Consider the following 16,724-nt stretch of genomic DNA (forward strand, 5'->3'; position numbering starts at 1 on the left):
TATTTGAAAGAAAAACATGATTGCAACATTTATTGCTGATAACAGAGGAAAAATAAAAGGAAGATTTACTGTACCAAGAAACATTCCTGCTGGGACTAAGTTAGTGCAGTTCTTCGGTGATAAAGGCAGTTATGGAGAAGCAACTTATACTGGTAAAAAAACAATTACCATAGAGGAAAGAAGAAGAGTTATCGCAGCAAGAAGAGTTGATCCTTTAGCGCAAACATTTACTCTAAATGAAAGTAGGCACATAGGAGGCGTGGAACTATGGTTTGTAAATAAAGGCAAAAAACGTGTTGTTGTGCAGATTAGAGAAACAGCAGTGGGAGTGCCCTCGCAAACTGTCATTGCTGAAAGCTATATTGAGCCAAAAGATATAAAGATAGATGGCACAGCAACACGTATAGAGTGGTCACCAGTGTTTTGCCATGCAGGAGAGGAGTATGCAATAGTACTACTTACTGATGATGCAGATACTGCAGTAAAAATAGCAGAACTTGGCAAATATGATGCAGTAAATAGCCGTTGGGTAACAAGCCAGCCATATCAAGTAGGAGTATTACTTTCATCAAGCAATGCAAGCACCTGGACTCCACATCAAAATTTAGATTTAACGTTTCGGCTTTTGGCTGCAAAATTTAGCGAAAATTCTCACGTTATTGATCTGGGAAAAGTTACAGCAACCAATACTTCAGATTTAATTGTTTTGACGAACGTCGAAAAAGTAGCATTTGATACCAATGTGGAATTTATCTTAACAGATGAAGAGGGAAAAGAGAACTTTTTGTCTGATAATTTGCCACTTGCACTGCGTGAAAGACTATCTGGAGAGCTAACAGTAAAGGCAAGCCTAAAAGGAGGGCGAGAAAAAAGTCCAGTGCTATATCCTGGGTTACAGCTAGTTATGGGTAATATAGGGGAAAAAGGAGATTATGTTACAAGAAGTATTACAGCAGGAGCTAATACTAAAATCACCATAACGTACGATGCGCTGATACCTGGCACTGCAGATGTTAAAGCTTATGTACAAAAAAGCAACAGTGATTGGCAATTAGTAAATTTAACATCAGGAAAACCAATTGGAGAAAATTGGGTAGAGAGAACTCATGTGCTGACAAATTTTAATGCTAATGAGACAAGGATAAAATTAGTTTTAAGTGGAACGGTTATTTATCGTCCTAAAGTCAAAAATCTCAGAGTAATAGTAACATAAAATTTAAATGACTTTTGATCAAACCAAACGAGGATATCCTTTGCCGCATCCAGAGAACATAGCTGTAGAAGATGTAGTACGTATTCGCAGAGCCATAGAAAAGATAGATGAAGATATGAGTGAAAGAGAAGATGAACTTAAAAATAATTTTGAACGATTTAGATTTGAAACTTTTTTGAATTTTTGGGAATGAAAGAAGCAATAGAAGCATTACAGCAAAGGATAAAGGATTTAGCAGCAAATAGCACGGCTGATCAACTGGCATATCTTGCAAAATCGCTGGAATTGATAGCAGATAAAAAAGCTATTGCTGACATTGTACAAATAACTGAAGTAAAAGAGATAATTGATGCACTACAGAGAAGGCTTAAAGATTTAGCAGGAAGTAGTACACCAGATCAACTAGCATATCTTGCTAAAGCACTGGAATCAATAATCGACAAAAGTGCGGTTTCTGAAATTGTACAGATGACAGATGGTAAGTTAAAAGAACTCTTGAGCGCTGCAAGGACGCACTTAAGTGACATAAATAGCAATAAGGAAAATTCAATATCTGCAATAACTGAAGCGAAAACAGATTCTGTCAATGAAATTAACAAGCTTAGGGATAATTCCTTAAATACTTTAAAAGCATCATCAGATTCGCATATATCGCTACTTGATACGAGAAAGAATGCCAATATTGCAGCAATAAATAGCATTAGTAACAGTCATAAAGATGGTCTTAAAGGTTTAGTAGAAGATTTTCGTGCTGTTAATAATGTACCATCTGGCTCATCAATTATTAGGGAAATAGAAACTCGTGATAACCAATTAAAAACATCCCTGATAAATGAGGTAAAAATTCGGGATGAACAGTTAAAAGCGTCTCTTATAAATGAAATAAGAAAGCGCAACATGGTTGAACCAGGGTCATTACCTTTCTTATTTGGTGTACTTGGCAGAAAAAATAATTATTTTGGCCACGGAACTTTTACGACAGAGCTTGGAAAGTGGAGTAGTGATATAACAAAAACTGACTATATGTTACAACTACTAGCAGGTAGCCATACGTACAATACAGATTACGTTAGTTTTTATCGGCCAAGACAACTAAGTTTTATAGAGGGAAGTAAAGGAACATTTATTTACGGAGAATTATGCACAAAAAGTTTTTCGGGTAGTTATGATGAGATATACTATTACCCGTATGCTGCACTTGGAGTAGTATTTGTAAAAAATACAACCAATGTGAACATAAATAAGACAATGGAATTTGTTGGATCATCGTATTCGAGTACGGAGTATGGGGGAGCAGGATTATTTGTGGGAACTCCTGATAACACTAATTCTAATAAATCAAGTATTTCAAAAATAGTATGGAAAAATGTTTACCAATACACGAGTTCTGATAGCAAGTTAGCCGGATCTGGTAATGTGGAGATTCCAGCAGGAAAAACAGTTGCAATATTACTTTACACATCATCTTATCTGTATTCCAGAACACAAGTTAGTCAAGGTATGCTTGCATCAAATTATGTACACAACTATGGTCAATTTATTCAGTGGGGGATTTATAACATACGTAGCAATTTTCTCACCACAGGGCTTGAGGTAGATGTGGAAAGGACGCTCAGGGGTTGGCAATGTCCAGGATTATCTAACACGTATGAGATTTGGAGGTAACAAACAATGTCTATCTACATTAGATTTGAAAATGATAAACAAGTAGAAACAACAACACTTGAAAGCAAGCCAACTGAAAATGATTGGTATGAAGCACCAGAAGATTTTGATTGGCAAAAAAGCTATTGTTTAACAGAAGGAGGAAAAATTGCTCAGCGTACTAAAGAAGATATACAAAAGGAGTTACTGGATAATGCGAAGCTTTGTGCATTTGATAGTATGCGTTTCTATTATGATAATCATACTCACCAATATGCAGGTCATTCTCACCAAAAAGCTAAATCTTATGAGATTCAAGCGGAAGCCGCAAAAAGCATTCTAGCAGCACCAGAATCTATAGATGAAAAGGATAAAGAAATTATAGAACCTTTAGCAAAAGTCCGTGGTATTACGGTTATTGAAATGGCAAGAATAATTGAGGAAAAAGTGAAAAAAGCAGTAAAAGCAATAATTAAATGTGAAGAGCTTGAAGATTTAGCCAAAAGAAAGATTGAAGAAGCCAAAAGTGAAAATGAGCTACAGACTTTGCTAGATGATTTCAGGAAAAAAATACAAAGAAATGGCTGAAGAATTTTTACATGGCGTAAATGTTATTGAGGTAACCTCAGGAGCAAAGACAGTACGTACAGCTAAATCATCAGTGATAGGTGTAATTGGTACTGCACCTGAAGCAGATGAGCAAAAATTTCCGCTAAATAAACCAGTGTTAGTTGCAGGAAGCTTAAAGGAAGCAGCAAAGCTCGGAAAGAGTGGCAGTTTACCTTCTGCAATAAATGGAATATTTTCCCAGATTGGTGCAACAGTAGTAGTTATTCGAGTTAAAGAAAGTGAAAACAGCGATCCAAAGCTCAAAGAAAGTGAAACTATTCAAAGTATAATCGGTGGAGTTGATAAAGAGACTGGAGAATATCAAGGGATAGAGGCATTCCTCAGTAGTGAAAGTATAGTTCATGTTGCTCCAAGAATATTAATTGCACCTCAGTTTACTCATCAGTTACCTGAAATAGATGGAGTAAATCCAGTAGTGAGTGCTTTAATTTCCATAGCAGAAAAATTAAGAGCAATTATTGTTGCAGACGGACCAAATACTAATGATGAAGAAGCAATAAAATGGAGAAAAAGTGTAGGCAGCTCAAGAGTTTACGTAGTTGACCCATGGATTAAGTTATTTATTGAAGGAAAAGAAAAAATCTTGCCATCGAGTCCATTTGTAGCTGGTTTAATAGCTAAAATAGACAGCGAACAAGGCTTCTGGCATTCACCTTCAAATAAAGAGATAAATGGTATTGTTGGCACAAGCAGGCCTATTGATTTTAGCTTAGGTTATGCAAATTGTAGAGCAAACCATTTAAATGAAAATGAAGTAACAACGATAATTCATCAAAACGGCTATAGGCTTTGGGGAAATAGAACATGTTCAAATGACTCAAAATGGGCTTTTCTGTCAGTGAGAAGGACTGCAGATTTAATCAATGATAGTCTACTTCGAGCTCATTTATGGGCAGTTGATCGCAATATCACCAAAACTTATATAGATGATGTGATTGAGGGGGTGAATTCTTATTTGGCCAATTTAAAAGCGCAAGGAGCTATTATCAGTGGAAAATGTTATGCAACTCCCGAACTCAATACACCGGCAAATATTGCAAGCGGGAAAGTGTATTTTGACTTCGAGTTTACACCACCGTATCCGGCTGAGCAAATAATATTCAGATCTCATCTTGTAAATATAAGTTAGGAGAAAGCAAAGTGTTACCAAAAATACTGAGAAATTTTAACGTATTCGTTGATGGTCGTGGTTATGCAGGAAAAATAGATGAAGTAACCTTGCCAAAGCTCACCATTAAAACAGATGAATATAGAGCTGGTGGTATGGATATTCCAATAAATATTGACATGGGTATGGAAAAGTTAGAAGCAGATTTCACTTTTGCTGAATACGATACAGAGCTCTTTCGGCTATTTGGGTTGATAAATGGAAATTCGGTATCTTTGACGCTCAGAGGTGGATTACAAGGCAGCGGAAGCAATGATATTGAAGGAGTAATTATCAACCTCAGGGGCATATTCAAAGAATTTGACTTTGGTAGCTGGAAACCTGCTGAAAAAGCAACGCTGAAGTGTACTGTAGCTGCTCATTACTATAAACTTACTATAGGTGGTAATGAACTGATAGAGATCGATGCTGAAAATATGATAAGAAAGATAAATGGTGTTGATCAAATGGCCTTGCTACAAACGATTCTAGGGATCTAATATGGTTGACAAAATTACATAAAAATGTTAAAATATAAGAAGTTGTAGGTATATAGTTAATATGGATTCTAAAGCTCATACAAATTCCATAGAGCAGCTAACTGGTTTACTTGTTAGTGTAGCACAATCTCAGGACAAGTCCGTTTTAAAGTTATTAACTGAATTAATGGAAGAAGAAATTGAAGATATGGAATTATCTAAGATTGCTGACGAACGCTATAAAGAAAAGAGGGTTAAACATCAAGATGCCTTCTGGGATTAAGCCTTACAATATAGACTATTCAGAATCTGTTATAAAGAGAGACATTCCGGCTCTTCCAGCAAAAGTAAAGTTAATGATTAAGAAGGCAATAATGGAGCGTCTAACAGTTGATCCAATTGGACTTGGAAAGCCATTAAAGCATAACTTAAGTGGACAACGTAGTCTACGGGTGAGTACCTATCGTATACTTTATTATATAGATGTACCAGAACATACAGTAGTTATTACTTCAATTGAACACAGAAAAGATTCTTATCAAAGCTAATCCTATTTATAGCACCATACAAAGAAATTAGTTATGTAAAAGCCGATATAGACTTTTATTTAATTAACTTTTTAAGGAGGAACATGCAAGCTATAACACTTAATAACCCAATAACAGTTGACGGGATTTCTGTCTCAGAATTATCGATGCGTGAACCTAAAGTAAGAGATTTACTTGCTATAGAACGCATAGAAGGCGAAGCTTTAAAAGAAGTAGCTTTAATTGCTAATCTAGCATCAGTACCAAAAGAAGTAGTTGAAGATTTATGTATTAAAGATTATGTAGAAATACAGAAGGTGCTAAAAGGTTTTTTGTCGCCGCTGGAACAGAGGAGTTAAGATTCAATATTTTAAAACTTAGCTCAACAACAGGAAGTGGAATTGAGCAAATTATTAATATGAGTATAAAAGAGTTTCTAAAGTGGTTAGAAGTAAGTGAAGGAGTAACAAAAAAATGTCAATGCTTTCAATAAAAATAGGTGCAACGTTAGATGGCAGTTTTAATAATGCAATGACAGGTAGTGCAGCAAAGCTTTCTAAGTTGGGTGATAGTATAAAGCAGCTTGATTCGTCAATGAAATCGGTTTCCAAATTTAAGCAACTAAATCATGATGCCCTTGAAGCTATGAAGAATTGGAAGGAAGCGGAGAAGAAAGCAAAAGAATCAGCCGCAGCAATTGCTAAAGAGAAGAAGGAAAAAAAGAGCCAAGCAAAGCACTGAGAAATGAATTTGAAAAATTGAAAGCATCAGCATCAAAGGCAAAAGAGGCTTATATTAAAAAGAGAGATACACTTCACACATTGAATGAAGAAATCAGGAAAAGTGGAAAGGATATTAAATCTTTAGTGAGGGATCAAACTAAACTTGGTTCATCTATTGAAGTACTTAAAGGAAAATACAGTAAATTAGGATCTGTAATACAAAAACAGCAAAATGCTTTGGCAAAAAAAGCGCATTATAGATCACAAGTAATGGAAACTATAGGACTAGGTCTTTCACTTGCAGCACCAATTAAAGTTGCGATTGACTTTGAAAGTGCTATGGCTGATGTTAAAAAGGTAGTAAATTTCAAGGATGGAACAAATGAAGCCGAAGAATTTGCTCAAAAATTGAAGAAATTATCCCGTGAAATACCATTATCAGCTGCAGAGTTAGCACAAATAGCTGCAAGTGGTGGACAGCTTGGTATCAACAAAGGTAAGCTGCTTGAATTTACCACAACAGTAGCTAAAATGGCCACAGCATTTGATATGTCTGCCGAACAAGCTGGTGATTCCATAGCTAAACTCTCTAACGTTTATGGAATTGCAGTAGAGAAGATGGAAGGAGTTGGTGATGTTATAAATTACCTATCAGATAATACTGCAGCTAAGGCAAACGATATGATTGAAGCACTTGCTAGAGTGGGTGGTAATGCAAAACAATTTGGTTTAGATATTAATCAGACAAGTAGTTTAGTAAATGCCTTCATTAGTTTAGGTAAACAACCTGAAAAAGCAGCAACTGCTGTCAATGCTCTGCTTTCTAAACTTCAAACTGCTGAAGGGCAAGGAAAAGAGTTCAAAGCAGCATTGGAATCGATAGGTATCACTGCAGAGGAAATGTCACAAAAGGTTGCTGAAAACGGGCAAAACGCTCTACTTTATTTTTTTGAAACTCTAGAAAAAGTAGATAGACAGGAACGTTCACAAATCCTTCTCAATCTCTTTGGTCAAGAATATCAAGATGATATTGCATTGATAGTTGGAAGTTTGGAAGAATATAAAAAAGCAATAGATTTTGTGGCTGATAAAGAAAAGTATAACAAATCTATGCAAAAGGAATTTAATAACCGTGCAAGTACTACAGCAAATAATTTACAGCTGCTTAAAAATACAATAGCAGAGCTAGGAATGAACTTAGGGTCAGTTATGCTACCTCCTTTAAATTGGATAAGTAAGATTTTGAGGTCTATATCTACAGGTATAGCTTGGTTCGCAGAGAAGTGTCCAATTTTAACTACAGGAGTTATGAGCATAATTTCAGCTCTTATTATTGGCAAGATTGCAGTGGTAGGTTTTGGTTATGCATTTGCATTGGCTGGAGGTGGAATATTAACTTTTAAGGCTATTTTGCAGGGAACACTCTTGCCAGTATTAACTTCGTTATCAGCTCGAGTAATTCCAGCAGTAATCATGGGACTGAAAGCCTTAACGTTAACCAATCCTATAGGAGCTGCTGTTGCTGGACTATCAGCTGGTGCAGCGCTTGTAATCTCTAATTGGCAAAAGGTGAAGGACTTTTTTTCAAGTATCTGGAAATCAATTGCAAAACCTATAGAAAATTGGATTAGTTTGGGAAAATTGTTTAATGATAATCCAATAAAAGCATTAGAGAAGCCAGTAAAAGCAAAAATAGGCGGTACAACTAGTAAAAATAATGTTTTTAGCAAAGGAAATCCTTTACTGCACAATAATGCTTTTAGTGGAATTTCGAATAGTAGAACGAATATTGAAAGTGCTAGCGTGATTACAGAAAAAAGTTCTGTAGGAAATAATTCAGAGAAAGTTTTAAAAGACTCTGAAAAGTGTGAACAAAAAATTTTCAATCAAACTTTTACATTTAATATAAGTATTAAAGCAGAACCTAACCAAGATGTACGTAGTCTTGCTGATGCAGTAATAAAAAGAATAAGGGAAAAATCACGTGACGTTCTATTTGATTCAATAGAGCCGATTTACTAATGCTATCGTTTGGTCAACATAAGCTTTCTCCAACAAGAGTAAGGTACAGTAAAGAAAATCGTTGGAGTACTATTGAGTGCATTGGTAAAATACCTTCATTACAAAATATTGGCCAAGGCACAGAAAATATAGACTTAGAAGGAGTAATTTATTTCCATAATCTCAATGATTTAAATCAATTAAAAAGTATGAAAGAAGCAGAAGAACCACATACTTTAGTAGACAGTTTAGGTAATGTTTTAGGGAGGTTTGTGATTGTACGGATAGAGAAAAAACAAACATCATTTTTCCTTGTGGATTACCAAAAAAGGTTGAGTTTAGTTTAAGTTTGAGGAGATTTAACTAAAAATGGCAACATATTACTGGAGTAAGGAAGGAGAGATGATAGATCTAATTTGCTGGAGGCATTATGGAGCAACTAGAGGAGTAGTGGAAGTAGTTTTAGAGGCTAATCCTGGTCTTGCGGAGTATAGTGGTTCTTTGCCATCTGGGTTAAGGATTAAACTGCCTTTAATACAAAAGCAATTAAAAAAATCGAAGTTAAAAGTGTGGGAATAAATGAAACCTGAATTTAGCATTGAAGGAATAAAAGATCATGTAATATCGGTGCATCTTGCTGATGAATCTGGTACTATAGATGATGTCGCAGAGGTATGTGTTGATTATGGAAATGAAAATGTAGAAATTCCAAATGAATTGAACATAGCACTAGGTTATAAGGAAACGGGAATCTTTCCAATGGGTGTATATACAGTCAATGAAGTTACGATACAAGGCCCACCTAAGACCCTACTAATAAAAGCTCATGCAACAAATTTAAGAATATCTTTAAAAGCAAAGGTATCAAAAGAATGGCATCAAATTACCATAGAAAACTTAGTGAAAGAAATAGCTCAAAAACATGGATATGGATATAAAGTTGCTGAGGAATTTAAGAATGTATTAATACTCCATATTAATCAGGCAGATGAAAGTGATATAAGTCTGTTAACAAAGATCGCAACAGAGCGTGAAGCAATGGCAAAATTAGCTGGTGGGTATATATTGTTTATTTCAAAGAATATGGCAAAATCAGCCACAGGAAAAGCTTTAGGAACAACGACTATTAGACCTCAAGACACAATTAATTGGAAAGTGCATTTTACCGTACGTGATAAGTATAATTCAGTAGTAGCAAAATGGCACAGCTATGAAAAGGGTGAAACTATTAAAGAAACAGTTGGTAGCGGCGAGCCAAGTTATATTATGCTGGAACTTCACTCAAATGCAAAGTCAGCACTAAGTGCAGCAAATGCTAAGTTTAAGCAACTACAGCGTAATAATGAAACTTTAGAAATGACAATCCCAGGTAATCCGGAGTTATTTGCAGAAGCTAAACTTAATCTTATAGGTTTTAATCAAGCAGTAGATGGTGAATGGATAGTTAATAGAGCGGAGCATACTTTAAATAGCTCAGGTTACCTTACTATGTTGTCAGCATCTTTGAGTAAGTAATGTTAATAAAAAATGAGTAAATGATCTATTTAATATTAAAAAGATGTTGAATATGGATAAATTGGGTCAAGATACAAAAAACAAGCTGCATTTTTGGTGGCTTATAACAGTAATAGTATGTATTATTGCTACCTATTCCTACATGAAGGCAAAAGCTGAAGGTAATTATAAAACGATACTACGCATTGCTTCTCAAAATTGTAACTTAGATGTAGTAAAGTTTTCAGTAGAAAATTTATTAAGTGTGAACACACAAGTTCCTAAATTAACAGCATTACATCATGCATCTGATTCAGGATGCTTGAAAGTTACTAAATTTTTAGTATACCAAGGAGCTGACATTAGTGCATTAGGTGAAAATGAAAGATGGACAGCATTACATTTTGCTGCATTAGAAGGGCACTTAGAAGTAGTGAGTTTTTTACTGGAAAGAGGTGCAAATCCTAATGTTAGAGATAGAAGTGGAAAAAACCCTCGAGATGTAGCTGTAATAGAATCAAGGCAAAACAAAGACAAGCCCTACGATCAAATAATAAAGCTACTTGCAGAAGCAGAGAACTGATAACATAAAGAAATCACTAAAGCTGTAAGTTTTCTATAATCTATATATAAACTTCTCAAGCTATCCATAATAGATTAATACCTTCACATGAAAAAGCAAAAAATCCCAATAGCGGTAATAATAACAATAGTTCTACAGACTGTAGGATTCATATGGTGGTTGGCAACACTCGACCTACGTGTACATATCCATGATAAATTTGTAGAGAAGAACCAAGAACTAATAGAAATAGTCCATCGACTTGAAGAGAGAGTGAAAAACCTCACTGAAGAAGTCAACGAACTTGAAGCTATTCACAAACACAAATAAGAACTAAATTTTCAGTGACAAAGTACATTTTATCTGTAGATGGAGGTGGCATTAGAGGGATAATACCTGCCATTATTCTAGCAGAAATAGAAAAGAGGGCAAAGAAACCGATAGCTGAAATCTTTGATCTTATGGCAGGAACCTCAACTGGTGGGATTGTTGTAGCAGGATTATGTAAAAAAGATAAACCTCAATATTCTGCTAATGATTTAGTCAAGTTCTATCGGGAATATGGACCATATATTTTTAAGTCTTCATTTTTTAGGAGATCAATATTATCTTGGTTTAACTGTGCACAATATCCACATAAAAATATTGAATTTGTACTGGATAAATATTTTGGAGAGGATATTCTAAAAAACACATTAAGTAAGGTACTGATAACAAGTTATGATATTCACAATAATCGTCCATTTTTCTTTAAAAGCTGGAAAGAAGGTAATATTAAGCTAAAAGATGCACTCAGAGCTGCAACGGCTGCACCTACTTATTTCATACCAAAACATCTAAAAATTGACCAGATAAACAGAGTATTAGTGGATGGCGGAGTGTTTGCCAATAATCCAGCGGCTTGTGCATATGCAAGTGGTAAGAGGTTATTTCCAAATGATGATATTATAATTTTATCAATTGGTACTGGCAGAACAGATAGAAGCATAGCCAATTCAAAGAGATTTGGAAAAATAGGATGGATCAAGCCACTACTGAATGTGATGTTTACTTCAAGTTTAGATGCAGTAAACTATCAACTTAATCAAGTTATAGCTGATAAATATATACGTATACAATCGCAACTAAAAATAGCATCACCTGACATGGATAATATTACATCAAAAAATATCAAATCTCTGCAGGAGGAGGCAAATGCAATGATAGAGGACAATCAGAAAGTGATAGAAAAATTCTGTATAGAAATATTAAATATATAACTATCTTTGCTTATATCTTAATATATTGTTTAACACAATTCAATTTTCAAACTCATCAGCATTTAGGCCACTTGCTCGCAAAATAACATCAGTAGAAACACCCGCCTTCACTAGATTTTTTGCAACCCTGATTTTCTCTGCTTTTTTAACTTTTTCCTTGCCACTTTTCATATCTTCAGATAGAGATTTGACTAATGATTCTTGTTCTCCGTACTCATCCATTAAACTCAATAGCTTTTTGCTTTCTCTTGTTTTAGGTAGCAGAGCTTTAATATTCACTGATAATGCATCTGATATTTCATATAATTTATCAAATGTTATAGCAGTATACCCTCTTTCATAGTCGTGTATTTCCTTGAGTGTTAAACCAACTTTATCCGCCAAATCTTTTTGAGTGTATCTCCTTATCAATCTCCATTCTCTTATTCTTTGCCCTACTCTGTAATATATAGAATCAGTGCAGACTTCTTTCTCTGTATTATCATACTCGTAAATAGATAAGCCGGTTGCTTGGGAAATTATGTCAACTGACACTCCTTCTTTCACTAGATTTTTTGCTATTTCCAACCTTGCCTCTTCTTGATTGATTTTTTCGCTAATATGAACAAACCTGACTAATGAAGGTACTATTTTGCCTAACTTTTGATTCTCGTATATTTTTGTTAGATAGAGTATTTCTTCGTCTTCATCTTTATACTCTCTTACTGTTATTGGTTTAGGTAATAGATCTACAGCATTAACTGATAATACTCTTGCTATTACATATAGTACTCCAATTGGAATAGGAGTATAACCATTCTCATAGCTGTTCACTTCTTGGTATGTTAAACCTACTTGACCTGCTAATCCTATTTGAGTATGCCCTCGCATTAACCTACAATTTTCTATTTTTCGCCCCATTCCATAACTAACATTGCTTGCAGAAACAAACACATATACCTCCATTTAAGAAAAAACTTTATTGCTATAATTTTTTTACGAGCTATCCATCTAAAACTACATCAACAGGTAAACCTACCGCTTGCAAAATAATATCAATAGAAATTCCCCCTTTTACTAAATCCCTTCCAACTTTAATCCTTTCTACCTCTCTCACTTTCTCCTCACAAATACGTATGCCTTCAAACAAAGATTTTATTAATGCATTACGTAGTTCTTGGCTCTCAATTTCTTTGTATTCTTTAATCAAATCAGGTAGCTCATTTTTCACTTTACTCCCTTCCTCTATTAGTAGATCCGTAATATTAATCGATAATGCTTCTGCCATTTCATATAATTTATCAAGTGGAACAGCAGTCCTTCCTTGCTCATAGTTGCTTATTTCGTCACGTGTTGTACTCATTTTTTCTACTAAATCTTTTTGAGTATACTCTCTCACTAGCCTCCATTCTTTTATCTTCTTTCCTATTTGGCAGTAAATAGAACCTCCTTTTTCTTCAACGCATTCATCAGCAGAGAGGCCAATTGTTTTTGCAACAATATCAACAGAAACTCCTGCTTTAACCAAACCTTTTGCAATCTTTATTTTCTCTGCTTTTTTACTACTTTTTTCACTAACTTGGACAAAATTGGTTAGTAAACAAAACATCTTACGTAACTCCTGGTCATTAATCTTTTTATATTCTCTTACTAGATTTAAGATTTCTTCTCCCTCATCTTCAAGACAGCTTTTTGATATAGGAATTAGATCCGTAATACTGATTGATAGTGCCTCAGTTATAGCATATAACCTTTCAATTGAAATTCTACGATTCCCTTTTTCATATTGAAGTATTACCCAGTACTTTACACCAAGTTTCTCTGCTAAATCTTTCTGAGTATACCCTCTCTCTAACCTCCAACTTTTTAATTTTTCTCCCACTTTATAATCTAGACTTTTTTCCACAAAAAGAACCATACATATAATATTTTATACTATAGCTCAAAGGCTCCAGATATAATAGCCAGACTCTGGAACCTTTAAATTGATGAATTAAAGTGCCCTACAAGTTTCTTTACTATTTTCACGTACTTTGTCTGCCCATGAAAACAATTTTTCACTTACTTCCTTCTGCTTTTCACTCCATATGCCGCACCTAGTGAAATTACCTCTTTCTACCACTTTCTTAAGTTTCACTCCCCCAAAAAGGCAATTTTTTCCAATTTCTTCTCCTCTTTTTTGTAATTCAGCCCACATTTCCTTATCCGCTACTTTTACTTGTACCTGACTGCAGTTTTTTACGTCCTGGTACAATACAATATTTAGCTTACCAAGGCTTGTAGGAAATTCTAACACAACGGAGCTACCATCTGATACATCAACGTAATTTCTTGCACCTCCTTCCTCCCTTCTGATCTCAACTGCATTATTACCCATTTTTAAAATGTTACTCCCTAACTCTCTCAGTATTTTGGCTACCTCTACCTTGCTATTCCCAGAAAACTCTATGTACGATGTTGTATTATCTATCTCAACATCTATTAATTCTCCTTCTTGCACAGCACTTTCGCCAGCTTTCTCTAGTTCTTCTAGTCTCTCATCTATCTGTGGCTGAACTTCTGGTTGTAGCTCATTATAGATTTCACCTATCAGTTTATTCTGTAGTAGAGTATCATGAAACTCTGCACCACTTAGCATTAGCTTACGCATTATCTTTTTTCGATCACTTTTTTCTAATCTGTGAAAGTGTGTGCCCAATATCATGTATTCTGCGAAGCTCCACTCCCCATCATTACATGCATTTACTCTTGCTCCAGAGGCTAATACTTGCTCTATAACTTTATGCAATGCATTTACGTTTTTTGTCTCTACTACAGCACTCTTAAACCAGCTCAACTTTTCACTTTCGCTTGCACTTGGTTTTATTTTTTGCAAATTTGAAGCAAATGGATTTAAATCTTCTGCTTGATCATTTAAAGGTTTTGTGCCATAAACATAGTCAAGGCTTTTCCCGTAGTTGATTTTGTTTTCGCGAATGTTTCTGCTAGGGGAGGCCTCCCGGTTTATCTCCTTCTGGTTATTAATTTTACTCACAAATTTAGACTGCTTTATATCAACGCCTTCAAGAGCACCAAATATTTTCTTGTGATTAACATTAGTCTTTTTATTCCGATCTTTACTAGTCATATAAACCTCATATTAAAAATACTTTTTAAGCGTACAATAAACTTTATACATCTTACTACTCATTATAAATTATAATGAGTAGATTTGCAAATACTTTCTACTATAACAATCCATTTTCTCGAAAGCTGAAATAGCCTCCACTTGTGATGATAATATGGTCAAACAATTTTACGCTTACAGTACTACATGCTGCTGCTAAGCTCTTCGTTACTGCTTGATCTTCTTCTGATGGCTCTAAGCTCCCTCCAGGATGGTTATGTGACATTATTATTGATGTTGCATTTTTCATTAATGCCTTTCTTGTAATTTCCTTTATGTATACTGGTGCTTTTTCCATTTCACCAATATAGGATTCTTCTCCAATTAGTTGACGCCTTTTATTCAAGTACAGTATTTTTACACATTCCCTTTCTGAGTGGCCTATACTTACGTTTAAGTACTCTACTATCCCTTGTAAGTCCATGATTGGCTCACTCTTAAGCTTTTCTTTCAGTACCCTTTCTAGTGTTTCCTTAACACACATAATCATTGCTACTGCAGAATCAGTTACTCCTTCTATAACTTTCAGGTCATCCATTTCTCTACCTAAAATCCTTCCTACTCCTGTATAAGTATTCACCAAATTTTTAGCAATTTCTTGAGCCTGTGGGCTTTCATGTACTGCACTTAGAAACGTTTCCATTATTTCACGATCAAGTAGTGCTTTGCCTTTGCTTTCTAATATTCTGAATTCGATTTCTTCTTTACTTTTATTCATATAATTTACCTTTCACTAACAACAAACTTTTTTTAGATATTTACTGCTGTTTTTTATCAGCATTGGCATAAAGCCATAGCTTTCGAGTGAAGTCAAATCAATTTCTCAATCTTTTTTACTTATTTTTTCATCTAAGAGTAAAGATATTAATATATACTGATTTTTTATTTTAAATCTGTTGAATTTCGCCTAAAGAGAGGCCTGTTATTTGCAAAATAATATCGGTAGAAATTCCTCCTTTCACTAAATCCTTTGCAATTTTCATCTTTTCTGCTCTTTTCACTTTTTCTTCGCAAATTTGTATGCTTTCAAACAGAGATTTTATTAGCGCATAGCGTAATTCTTGACTCTCAATTTTTTTGTATTCTTTTATTAAATCAGGTAGCTCACTTTCTACTATCTCATCTTCCTCTATGAGCAGATCTGTAATGCTAATTGATAATGTTTCTGCTATTGCATATAATTTTTCCAGTGGAATGGCCACACGTCCTTGCTCATAGTTGCTTATTTCATCACGTGTTGTATCCATTTTCTCAGCCAAATCCTTTTGAGTATACTCTCTCACTAGCCTCCATTCTTTTATCTTTTTTCCTATTTGGTAGTAGATAGAACCTGTTTTTTCTTCAACACACTCATTAGCAGAGAGGCCAATTGCTTGTGAAACAATATCAACAGAAATTCCTGCTTTAACCATACCCTTTGCAATTTTTACCTTCTCTGCTTTTTTACTACTTTTCTCACCAACTCGGGTAAATTTTGTTAGCAAGTAAAACACCTTGCGCAACTCTTGATCATTAATCGTTTTATATTTTCTTACTAGATTTAATATTTCCTCTTCTTCGTTTTTAAGGCAAATTTTTTCACTTGATACAGGAATAAGATCTATGATGCCAACCGATAACACTTCTGCTATAGCATACAATTTCTCAATCGAAATTTTACGTGTTCCTTTTTCATATTGTAGTACTACTTGATACGTTACGCCAATTTTTCCCGCTAAATCTTTTTGAGTATAACCTCGCTTTAACCTCCAGCTCCTTACTTTTTGTGCTATTTTGTACCTTATCGAGATATTTGCCATAAATATTATACAGGTTAATACTACCAAATAAAGATATACAAAAGGGATGCTTCTTTCTATGTTTGAATTTTAGTTGAATATTTCTTCACAATTGTGTATAAT

General features: G+C 34.6%; 22 protein-coding genes. 17 read left to right on the forward strand and 5 right to left on the reverse strand.

Going from position 1 to position 16,724, the window contains the following annotated elements; translation table 11 throughout:
• Nucleotides 1-16 precede the first annotated feature (16 nt).
• The 17 genes from ACE38P_RS01230 (at nucleotide 17) to ACE38P_RS01305 (ending at nucleotide 11,678) form a co-directional block, all read left to right on the forward strand.
• A complete protein-coding gene (locus ACE38P_RS01230) occupies nucleotides 17-1,213 on the forward strand; it encodes a hypothetical protein (protein ID WP_264336323.1) in 1,197 nt (398 codons plus the stop codon).
• Nucleotides 1,214-1,220: 7 nt separating this feature from the next.
• Nucleotides 1,221-1,406 carry a hypothetical protein gene (locus ACE38P_RS01235; RefSeq protein ID WP_174517025.1) on the forward strand — a complete coding sequence of 62 codons (186 nt, stop codon included), beginning with the start codon at nucleotides 1,221-1,223 and terminating at the stop codon, nucleotides 1,404-1,406.
• Nucleotides 1,403-2,878, forward strand: a complete 1,476-nt coding sequence (locus ACE38P_RS01240) for a hypothetical protein (protein ID WP_374699363.1) — start codon at nucleotides 1,403-1,405, stop codon at nucleotides 2,876-2,878. The genes ACE38P_RS01235 and ACE38P_RS01240 overlap by 4 nt, the downstream gene beginning before the upstream one ends.
• A gap of 6 nt (nucleotides 2,879-2,884) precedes the next feature.
• Entirely contained in the window at nucleotides 2,885-3,445 is a 561-nt protein-coding gene (locus ACE38P_RS01245) for a hypothetical protein (protein WP_155968663.1), read from the forward strand.
• Nucleotides 3,438-4,616, forward strand: a complete 1,179-nt coding sequence (locus ACE38P_RS01250; RefSeq protein ID WP_374699364.1) for a phage tail sheath subtilisin-like domain-containing protein — start codon at nucleotides 3,438-3,440, stop codon at nucleotides 4,614-4,616. The genes ACE38P_RS01245 and ACE38P_RS01250 overlap by 8 nt, the downstream gene beginning before the upstream one ends.
• 11 nt (nucleotides 4,617-4,627) lie before the next feature.
• Nucleotides 4,628-5,134 carry a phage major tail tube protein gene (locus tag ACE38P_RS01255; RefSeq protein WP_265028022.1) on the forward strand — a complete coding sequence of 169 codons (507 nt, stop codon included), beginning with the start codon at nucleotides 4,628-4,630 and terminating at the stop codon, nucleotides 5,132-5,134.
• Between the two features lie 61 nt (nucleotides 5,135-5,195).
• Nucleotides 5,196-5,396 carry a hypothetical protein gene (locus ACE38P_RS01260; protein ID WP_007303020.1) on the forward strand — a complete coding sequence of 67 codons (201 nt, stop codon included), beginning with the start codon at nucleotides 5,196-5,198 and terminating at the stop codon, nucleotides 5,394-5,396.
• A 91-nt stretch (nucleotides 5,397-5,487) separates the two neighbouring features.
• On the forward strand, nucleotides 5,488-5,661 hold the full coding sequence (locus ACE38P_RS01265) for a type II toxin-antitoxin system RelE family toxin (protein WP_237357345.1): 174 nt from the start codon (nucleotides 5,488-5,490) through the stop codon (nucleotides 5,659-5,661).
• A gap of 83 nt (nucleotides 5,662-5,744) precedes the next feature.
• Nucleotides 5,745-5,999: a phage tail assembly protein gene (locus ACE38P_RS01270; protein WP_265028020.1), complete on the forward strand. Its 255-nt coding sequence runs from the start codon at nucleotides 5,745-5,747 to the stop codon at nucleotides 5,997-5,999.
• 115 nt (nucleotides 6,000-6,114) lie between these two features.
• The gene (locus ACE38P_RS07780) at nucleotides 6,115-6,381 is read left to right on the forward strand and encodes a hypothetical protein (protein ID WP_410530659.1); all 267 of its coding nucleotides are present in this window, start codon (nucleotides 6,115-6,117) and stop codon (nucleotides 6,379-6,381) included.
• 17 nt (nucleotides 6,382-6,398) lie between these two features.
• Nucleotides 6,399-8,384, forward strand: a complete 1,986-nt coding sequence (locus ACE38P_RS01275) for a phage tail tape measure protein (RefSeq protein WP_410530660.1) — start codon at nucleotides 6,399-6,401, stop codon at nucleotides 8,382-8,384.
• Complete coding sequence (locus ACE38P_RS01280; RefSeq protein ID WP_374699365.1) at nucleotides 8,384-8,710, forward strand: phage tail protein; 327 nt, start codon at nucleotides 8,384-8,386, stop codon at nucleotides 8,708-8,710. The genes ACE38P_RS01275 and ACE38P_RS01280 overlap by 1 nt, the downstream gene beginning before the upstream one ends.
• A 22-nt stretch (nucleotides 8,711-8,732) precedes the next feature.
• On the forward strand, nucleotides 8,733-8,942 hold the full coding sequence (locus ACE38P_RS01285; RefSeq protein WP_265028018.1) for a tail protein X: 210 nt from the start codon (nucleotides 8,733-8,735) through the stop codon (nucleotides 8,940-8,942).
• A complete protein-coding gene (locus ACE38P_RS01290; RefSeq protein ID WP_341812890.1) occupies nucleotides 8,943-9,878 on the forward strand; it encodes a phage tail protein in 936 nt (311 codons plus the stop codon).
• Between the two features lie 52 nt (nucleotides 9,879-9,930).
• Nucleotides 9,931-10,440: an ankyrin repeat domain-containing protein gene (locus ACE38P_RS01295; RefSeq protein ID WP_265028016.1), complete on the forward strand. Its 510-nt coding sequence runs from the start codon at nucleotides 9,931-9,933 to the stop codon at nucleotides 10,438-10,440.
• Nucleotides 10,441-10,527: 87 nt separating this feature from the next.
• Nucleotides 10,528-10,749, forward strand: a complete 222-nt coding sequence (locus ACE38P_RS01300; protein WP_374699366.1) for a hypothetical protein — start codon at nucleotides 10,528-10,530, stop codon at nucleotides 10,747-10,749.
• A gap of 14 nt (nucleotides 10,750-10,763) precedes the next feature.
• A complete protein-coding gene (locus ACE38P_RS01305; protein ID WP_265028013.1) occupies nucleotides 10,764-11,678 on the forward strand; it encodes a patatin-like phospholipase family protein in 915 nt (304 codons plus the stop codon).
• Nucleotides 11,679-11,717: 39 nt separating this feature from the next.
• Here the strand turns inward: ACE38P_RS01305 and ACE38P_RS01310 are convergent, their stop codons facing one another.
• The 5 genes from ACE38P_RS01310 to ACE38P_RS01330 all read right to left on the reverse strand — a co-directional run bounded on the left by ACE38P_RS01310 (nucleotide 11,718) and on the right by ACE38P_RS01330 (nucleotide 16,622).
• Nucleotides 11,718-12,623, reverse strand: coding sequence for a helix-turn-helix domain-containing protein (locus tag ACE38P_RS01310; RefSeq protein ID WP_374699367.1), 906 nt, complete (start codon nucleotides 12,621-12,623; stop codon nucleotides 11,718-11,720).
• Nucleotides 12,624-12,660: 37 nt separating this feature from the next.
• The gene (locus ACE38P_RS01315; RefSeq protein ID WP_374699368.1) at nucleotides 12,661-13,575 is read right to left on the reverse strand and encodes a helix-turn-helix domain-containing protein; all 915 of its coding nucleotides are present in this window, start codon (nucleotides 13,573-13,575) and stop codon (nucleotides 12,661-12,663) included.
• 75 nt (nucleotides 13,576-13,650) lie between these two features.
• Nucleotides 13,651-14,784 (reverse strand): hypothetical protein, encoded by a 1,134-nt coding sequence (locus ACE38P_RS01320; RefSeq protein WP_007549714.1) that lies wholly within the window; start codon nucleotides 14,782-14,784, stop codon nucleotides 13,651-13,653.
• A 100-nt stretch (nucleotides 14,785-14,884) separates the two neighbouring features.
• A complete protein-coding gene (locus tag ACE38P_RS01325) occupies nucleotides 14,885-15,541 on the reverse strand; it encodes a RadC family protein (RefSeq protein WP_006280787.1) in 657 nt (218 codons plus the stop codon).
• A gap of 169 nt (nucleotides 15,542-15,710) precedes the next feature.
• Nucleotides 15,711-16,622: a helix-turn-helix domain-containing protein gene (locus tag ACE38P_RS01330; RefSeq protein ID WP_010962718.1), complete on the reverse strand. Its 912-nt coding sequence runs from the start codon at nucleotides 16,620-16,622 to the stop codon at nucleotides 15,711-15,713.
• Nucleotides 16,623-16,724 lie beyond the last annotated feature (102 nt).

The organism is Wolbachia endosymbiont (group A) of Limnophora tigrina, from assembly GCF_964263225.1.
GTDB lineage: Bacteria > Pseudomonadota > Alphaproteobacteria > Rickettsiales > Anaplasmataceae > Wolbachia.